Below are 7,257 nucleotides of genomic sequence, written 5' to 3'. Positions count from 1 at the left end.
ACCTCGGTCAACACCGGAAGCCGATGCGGCGGCTGCTGGCGCGGTGTGGTGCTCATGACGGCCCCTCGCTCGATGGGTACATCGATCGATCCCCCGAGGGGATGCGGGCCGGCTCGGGAACGGTCCAGCGCTCGGCCCGCTTCATCCACCCTCCTGCGCGACGTCGTGCCGCACGATCGGGTAACCGCGATCGGTGTAGTGCTTCCAGCGCGCCCGGCCCGACGGGCGGTCGTCGCCGTCGCGCGAGACCAATTCGATCACGCGCTCGAAGCTCTCGAAGCCGTCGGCAGGTTCTTCGCCCAGGTTCAGCAGCACCTCGTGGTGCGGCGCATCGGCCACCTGCTCGACCAGCCACACCGGCGTGTGCGCGAGCCGCGGTGCGATCGCCTGGCCGGCGCGTGCATGCACATGGGGCACGAAATCGGTGGGTTCGAACACCCACAGCTGCTTGTCGAGGCGCCCGAGCACCGGTGCGGGGCCTGCGACCACCACGCGTGCACCGCGGCGAGTCGCCTTGCGCAGCAATCTGCACGCATACGACAGCCTGTCGGGCACGTTGAAGTGGAAGCTGACCTCGGTCATGGAGCCCCCACGTCGCTGCGCTCCTGCCCCCCGAGGGGGCGCCTCCCACTCGGCCCGGCAAAGCCGGATCCTGGGGAGTTGCTTGATGGAGCGGCTTGTGCGGGCTGCGGCATTACTTTGCCTGCGACAGCACGAACTGGGTCAGCAGCGGCACCGGCCGGCCGGTCGCGCCCTTGGCCGCGCCGGACTTCCAGGCGGTGCCGGCGATGTCCAGGTGCGCCCAGCGGTACTTGGCGGTGAAGCGGCGCAGGAACATCGCCGCGGTGATCGCACCGCCGGCGCGCGGGCCGACGTTGCCCATGTCGGCGAAGTTGCTCTTCAGCGCCTCGTCGTATTCCTCGTCCAGCGGCATGCGCCAGGCCGGGTCGAGCGCGCTCTGGCCGGCGGCCAGCAACTCGGCGGCCAGCGCGTCGTCGGCGGTGAACAGGCCCGAGTTGTGGTGGCCCAGCGCGATCACGCAGGCGCCGGTCAGCGTCGCGATGTCGACCACCACCGCCGGCTTGAAGCGCTCGGCGTAGGTCAGCGCATCGCACAGGATCAGCCGGCCCTCGGCATCGGTGTTCAGGATCTCGATCGTCTGGCCCGACATGCTGGTGACGACGTCGCCCGGCTTCACCGCACGGCCGCTGGGCATGTTCTCGCAGGCCGGGATGATGCCGATCAGGTTCAGCTTCGGCTTCAGTTCGGCCACCGCGCGCAGCGTGCCGAGCACGCTCGCGGCGCCACCCATGTCGAACTTCATCTCGTCCATCTCGGCGGCCGGCTTGATCGAGATGCCGCCGGTGTCGAAGGTGATGCCCTTGCCGACCAGCACGATCGGCGCCTGCGTCTTCGCGGCACCTTCGTAGCGGGCGACGATGAAGCGCAGCGGCTCGTCGGAGCCCTGGGCGACCGCGAGGAACGAGCCCATGCCGAGCTTCTCGACCGCCTTGCGGTCCAGCACCTCGACCTTCAGGCCGTGGTCCTTCGCGAGCTTCTTCGCCTGCTCGGCGAGGAAGGTGGGCGTGCAGTGGTTGCCCGGCCGGTTCGCGCATTCGCGGGCCAGCGCGACGCCGTTGCCGATCGCCTCGCCGACCGCCAGCCCCGATTGCACCGCCTTGGCCTGCGCCTTGTCGCACACCAGCGTCAGCTTGGCGATGGCCGAGGCGGCCGGCGCGCTGGGCTTGGTGTGGCGGTAGACGTAGGTGGCGTCGCCGGCCGCGGCGACCAGCGCCTGCGCATGCGCCGCACCCAGTTCGCCGGCCGAGGCCAGCGCGACGGCCACGTGCTTCGCGCCGCCGCCCTTCAGCTGCGCCAGGCCGTTGGCGACCGCCGTCTTGAAGGCCTTCGCGGTGCCGGAGGCGGCCGCGGCGACCACCACGCGCGGCGCCTTCACGCCGGCCACGCGGTGCAGGTACAGCGCCCGCCCGGCCTTCAGCGCGAAGTCGCCCTGGGCGATCGCCTCGTTGATGGGGGCTGCGAGCTTCGCGTCGAGCACCGCATCGACGGTGTTGCCGCCGGCGGATGCATCGACCACCACGAGCAGCGCGTCGGCCTGCAGGGTTGCCAGGGCGCCGGAAGAAGAAACCTGATGTCTGAAGTCCATAATGCGAGCCAGTCCAGAATCCAACGATGTTATTCGATTCCTCCCTGCGGCGAGACCTCGCCCGCACATTCGGCGCCACGCTGGTGGTGATCCTCACCATCGTGCTGACGATGATGCTGATCCGCACGCTGGGCCAGGCCGCGCTGGGGCGCATCGCCCCGCAGGACGTGGTGCTGCTGCTGGGCTACGTGGCGCTCGCCCAGCTGCCGACGATGCTCAGCCTGTCGCTGTTCATCGCCACCGTCTCCACGCTGACCCGCATGTACCGCGACAGCGAGATGTCGATCTGGTTCGCCAGCGGCATCGGGCTGTCGCGCTTCGTGCGGCCGGTGCTGCGCGTGAGCTGGCCGGTGCTGCTGGTGGTGGCGCTGCTGGCGCTGTTCGTGTGGCCGTGGATGAACGCGCGCAGCGCCGAGTTGCGCGAGCGCTTCGAGCGCCGCTCCGACCTGTCGCGCGTCGCGCCCGGGCAGTTCCAGTCCTCGCGCGACGGCCGCCGCACCTTCTTCATCGAACGCGACAGCGAAGACGGCCGCACCGGCCGCAACGTCTTCATCCTGACCTCGCAGCCCGACAAGGAATCGGTGACCTCGGCGCGCAGCGGCCACATCGAGAACACCGACGACGACCGCTACCTGGTGCTCGACAGCGGCCAGCAGAACGAGCAGAACCTGCGCAGCGGCGACAAGACGCTGGCGCGCTTCGAGACCTACAAGGTGCAGGCCGGCGACCGCGTGCTGAGCAGCGCGACCGCGCCGCCGCCCAAGGCCCGCCCCACCATCGACCTGATGAGCGAGCCGACGCCGRCCGCGCAGGGCGAGCTCACCTGGCGGCTCGGCCTGACGCYCGGCGCGGCCAACCTGCTGCTGCTGGCGATCGGGCTGTCGGCCACGCAGCCGCGGCGCGCCAGCAACTGGAACCTGCTGTTCGCGCTGCTGAGCTTCGTCGTCTATTACAACCTGATCAACCTGTCGCAGGCCTGGGTGGCCGGCGGCAAGGCCGGCATGGGCGCGATCCTCGTGACGATGCACGGCGGCGTGCTGCTGGCGGCGATCGCGCTGCTCTGGTGGCGCGACAACGGCACCCACTGGAGCCTGCGGCGGCGCCACGGCAATGGCAACCGCAACGACCATGGCGGCGGCCTGAAGCAGCGCATGCAGGAGGCCTGCAAGAAATGAGGACGGTGCGCCGCCTGCTCTACGCCGACATCGTCTCGTCGGTGGCCTTCGTCGCCGTGGCCTTCCTGTCGCTGTTCTTCTTCATCGACTTCGTCGACGAGCTGGGCGGCATCACCAAGACCTACACCGCGCTGCATGCGGCGGTGTACTCGCTGCTCGAGCTGCCGGGGCACCTGTACGAGCTGTCGCCGATCGCGGTGCTGATCGGCACCATCTACGCGCTGTCGCGCCTCGCGCAGTCGTCCGAGTTCACCGTGCTGCGCACCGGCGGGCTGGGGCCGGGGCGTGCGCTGTTCCTGCTGACCGGGCTGGGCATGGCGTTCGGGCTGCTGACCTTCGTCGTCGGCGACTACCTCGCGCCGCTCAGCGAGCGCGGCGCAGCGCAGCTGCAGGCGCGCTACAAGGGCGGCTTCAGCCTGGGCATCACCGGCGCCTGGCTGAAGGATCACCGGGTGACACCCGACGGCGAGCGCTCGTACTCGGTCAACGTCGGCAGCGCGGCGGCCGGCGGCGAGCTGCTGAACATCCGCATCTTCGAATCCGACGGCAACGGCCGGCTGCTGCGCCGCATCAGCGCGGCGCGCGGGCGCGTCGGCAACGACGACAACTGGACGCTGCAGGACGTGAACCTGACCGACTGGCAAGATGCCGCCAGCGGCGGGCTGGTGCACGCGCAGCAGCTGCCGGTCTACACCTGGCCGAGCACGATGCCCGCCAACGTGGTGGCCGCCGCGGTGCTGCCCGAGGGCTCGATGTCGACGCTGGAGCTGTTCCGCTACATCACCCACCTGTCCGACAACGAGCAGACGGCGCAGCGCCACGAGATCCAGTTCTGGAAGCGCGCGCTGTACCCGCTCGCCTGCCTGGTGATGGTGGCGCTCGCGCTGCCGTTCGCCTACCTGCATGCGCGCGCCGGCGGCGTCAGCCTGAAGGTGTTCGGCGGGATCATGCTGGGCATCAGCTTCGTGCTGCTGAACAACGTCGCGGCGCACCTGGGGCTGCTGCAGAACTGGACGCCCTGGATCGTGGCCGCCACGCCGAGCGCGATCTACCTGATGCTGTCCCTCGCAGCCTTCAGCTGGCTGGTGAGGTACCGGTGACGCGCGGGCTGCTGCTGTTCGCGCATGGCGCACGGGATCCCCACTGGGCCGTGCCGTTCGAGGACGTCGCCGCGCGCGTGCGGGCCGCGCATCCGGGCGTGCCGGTCGCCCTCGCCTTCCTCGAGTTCATGGCGCCCGACCTGCGCGAGGCCGGCCGGCAGCTCGCCGTGCAAGGCTGCGCGCACGTCGATGTGCTGCCGCTGTTCCTCGGCGCCGGCGGCCACGTGCGCAAAGACCTGCCGGAGCTGCTGGCCGAACTCGCCGCCACCCACCCCCGCGTCGCCTGGCAGCTGCATCCCGCCGTCGGCGAACTCGACACCGTGATCGCCGCGATGGCCGCCGCCGCCGGCCAGCTGCTGCGCGCATCCACAGACACGAAGTGATTTAATCCGGGCAATCCACAGATTGCAACGGAATATGAACCTGCACCAGTTCCGGTTCGTCCAGGAGGCCGTTCGCCGCAACCTGAACCTGACCGAGACCGCCAAAGCGCTGTTCACCTCGCAGCCCGGCATCTCCAAGGCCATCCTCGAACTCGAGGACGAGCTCGGCGTCGACATCTTCGCGCGCCACGGCAAGCGGCTGCGCCGCGTCACCGAACCCGGCGTCGAGGTGCTGAAGTCGATCGAGGTGATCATGCGCGAGGTCGGCAACCTGAAGCGCATCGGCGAGGAGTTCTCGAAGCAGGACGCCGGCACGCTGTCGATCGCGACCACGCACACGCAGGCGCGCTACTTCCTGCCGGAGCCGGTGGCCCAGCTGCGCAAGCGCTTCCCGAAGGTCAACATCAGCCTGCACCAGGGCGCGCCGGCGCAGGTGGCGCAGATGGTGATCGAGGAGGTGGCCGACATCGGCATCGCGACCGAATCGCTGGCCGAGCACGACGAACTGGTGACCCTGCCCTGCTACGAATGGCAGCACGCGGTCGTGATGCCGGCTGGCCACCCGCTCGCGCAGCTCGAACGCATCACGCTCGAAGACCTGGCGCAGCAGCCGCTGGTGTCGTACCACCCGTCGTTCAGCGGCCGCACGCGCGTCGACCAGGCCTTCGCCGCGCGCCGGCTGAAGCCGAACATCGTGCTGGAGGCCATCGATGCCGACGTCATCAAGACTTACGTGCGCCTGGGCATGGGCGTCGGCGTGCTGGCCGAGATCGCGGTGCGCGACGACCCGCCGAACGGCGAACTCGTCTCGCGCCCGGTCGGCCACCTGTTCGGCTCCAATGTCACCCGCGTCGCGTTCAAGCGCGGCGCCTACCTGAGAAACTTCGTCTACGCGTTCGCCGAGATGCTGTCCGACCGCCTGAACCGCGGGCTGATCGCGCGCGCGATGAGCGGCGATGCCGCCGACGCCGGACACGACTATCAGCTCTGATCCATCCGCCATGACCACCCTGCGAACCCCCTCCATCGAAAGCCGCCTGCCGCAGGTCGGCACGACCATCTTCACCGTGATGTCGGCCCTCGCGCAGCAGCACGGTGCCGTCAACCTCGGCCAGGGCTTCCCCGATTTCGACGGCGACCCGCGGCTGCTCGACGCGGTGAGCGGCGCGATGCACCGCGGCCTGAACCAGTACCCGCCGATGACCGGCGTGCCGGCCTTGCGCGAGGCGGTGGCCGCGAAGATCGCCACGCTGTACGGCCATGCGTACGACCCCGGCACCGAGATCACGATCACCGCCGGCGCGACGCAGGCCATCATCACCGCGGTCCTCGCGATCGTGCACCCGGGCGACGAAGTGATCGTGCTCGACCCGTGCTACGACAGCTACGAACCCAACATCGTGCTGGCCGGCGGCACCGCGGTGCATGTGCCGCTGACACCGCGCACCTTCCGGCCCGATTTCGAACGCATCCGCGCCGCGCTCTCGCCGCGCACCCGCGCGATCATCATCAACACGCCGCACAACCCGAGCGCCACCGTCTGGAGCGCCGCCGAGATGCAGCAGCTGGCCGAGCTGCTGCGCCCGACCGACGTGTTCGTGATCGCCGACGAGGTCTACGAGCACATGGTGTACGACGGCCAGCGGCACGAAAGCGTCGCGCGCCACCCGGAGCTGGCCGCGCGCAGCTTCATCGTCTCGAGCTTCGGCAAGACCTACCACGTGACCGGCTGGAAGGTCGGCTATGTCGCGGCGCCTGCGCCGCTGACGGCCGAGTTCCGCAAGGTGCACCAGTTCAACGTCTTCACCGTCAACACGCCGGTGCAGCACGGGCTGGCCGAGTACATGGCCGACCCGGCGCCCTACCTGGAGCTGCCGGCGTTCTACCAGCGCAAGCGCGACCTGTTCCGCGCCGGGCTGGCAGCCACGCGGCTGAAGCTGCTGCCGAGCGCGGGCAGTTATTTCCAGAGCGTCGACTACTCGGCCGTCAGCGAGCTGAGCGAGGAAGGCTTCTGCCGCTGGCTCACGAGCGAGATCGGCGTCGCGGCGATCCCGGTGTCGGTGTTCTATGCCGGCGGCTTCGAGCAGAAGCTGGCGCGCTTCTGCTTCGCGAAGAAGGACGAGACGCTGGAGCGGGCGCTGGAGCGGCTGGCGAAGCTGTGATCAACGAGACCCGCTCGCCTTGGGCTTGCGGGGGGTGTCGAGCTCGCTCAGTTCGCTGAGGTCGAAGTCGAGCCCGGGGCGCGAATCGGCGGCATCGCGCAGCGGCGCATCCGGCCCCGACAGCCTGGCCGGGTCGGTGGAGATGTCGAGGTCGAGCGTGAGCCGCTCGACCTGCGGTTCGGGTGGCACCGGGTCGCTGGCGTGCAGCGGCATGGGTGCCGAATCGGGCCGAGGCTCGGTTCGGACATCGGGCGCCGACAGGTCCAGCGT

General features: G+C 69.8%; 8 protein-coding genes. 5 read left to right on the top strand and 3 right to left on the bottom strand.

Features of this window, described 5'->3' with window-relative positions; all coding sequences use genetic code 11:
* Nucleotides 1-141 precede the first annotated feature (141 nt).
* Both AC1DXV_RS28770 and AC1DXV_RS28765 read right to left on the bottom strand, forming a co-directional pair.
* Nucleotides 142-582, bottom strand: a complete 441-nt coding sequence (locus AC1DXV_RS28770; protein ID WP_169673440.1) for a DNA polymerase III subunit chi — start codon at nucleotides 580-582, stop codon at nucleotides 142-144.
* A gap of 112 nt (nucleotides 583-694) precedes the next feature.
* A complete protein-coding gene (locus tag AC1DXV_RS28765; RefSeq protein ID WP_477936829.1) occupies nucleotides 695-2,167 on the bottom strand; it encodes a leucyl aminopeptidase in 1,473 nt (490 codons plus the stop codon).
* A gap of 26 nt (nucleotides 2,168-2,193) precedes the next feature.
* Here AC1DXV_RS28765 and lptF point away from each other — a divergent pair, with 26 nt between their 5' ends.
* From lptF to AC1DXV_RS28740, 5 genes are read left to right on the top strand one after another with little or no spacing between them, the layout of a single operon-like run.
* Nucleotides 2,194-3,342, top strand: coding sequence for an LPS export ABC transporter permease LptF (gene lptF / locus AC1DXV_RS28760; protein WP_477936827.1), 1,149 nt, complete (start codon nucleotides 2,194-2,196; stop codon nucleotides 3,340-3,342).
* Nucleotides 3,339-4,442 carry an LPS export ABC transporter permease LptG gene (gene lptG / locus AC1DXV_RS28755; RefSeq protein WP_477869729.1) on the top strand — a complete coding sequence of 368 codons (1,104 nt, stop codon included), beginning with the start codon at nucleotides 3,339-3,341 and terminating at the stop codon, nucleotides 4,440-4,442. The genes lptF and lptG overlap by 4 nt, the downstream gene beginning before the upstream one ends.
* Nucleotides 4,439-4,825 (top strand): sirohydrochlorin chelatase, encoded by a 387-nt coding sequence (locus tag AC1DXV_RS28750; protein WP_477869727.1) that lies wholly within the window; start codon nucleotides 4,439-4,441, stop codon nucleotides 4,823-4,825. The genes lptG and AC1DXV_RS28750 overlap by 4 nt, the downstream gene beginning before the upstream one ends.
* A 34-nt stretch (nucleotides 4,826-4,859) precedes the next feature.
* The gene (locus AC1DXV_RS28745) at nucleotides 4,860-5,816 is read left to right on the top strand and encodes a CysB family HTH-type transcriptional regulator (RefSeq protein ID WP_477869725.1); all 957 of its coding nucleotides are present in this window, start codon (nucleotides 4,860-4,862) and stop codon (nucleotides 5,814-5,816) included.
* A 10-nt stretch (nucleotides 5,817-5,826) separates the two neighbouring features.
* Nucleotides 5,827-6,987 (top strand): pyridoxal phosphate-dependent aminotransferase, encoded by a 1,161-nt coding sequence (locus AC1DXV_RS28740; protein WP_477936825.1) that lies wholly within the window; start codon nucleotides 5,827-5,829, stop codon nucleotides 6,985-6,987.
* On the opposite strand, the gene AC1DXV_RS28735 is transcribed toward AC1DXV_RS28740, so the two are convergent.
* Nucleotides 6,988-7,257 (bottom strand): hypothetical protein (locus tag AC1DXV_RS28735; protein WP_477936823.1); only part of this gene is annotated, 270 nt, incomplete at its 5' end. It lies immediately after the preceding gene.

The sequence above is a fragment of the Rhizobacter sp. P3_C12 genome (assembly GCF_056402735.1).
This window is presented reverse-complemented; position numbering and strand designations above follow the sequence as displayed.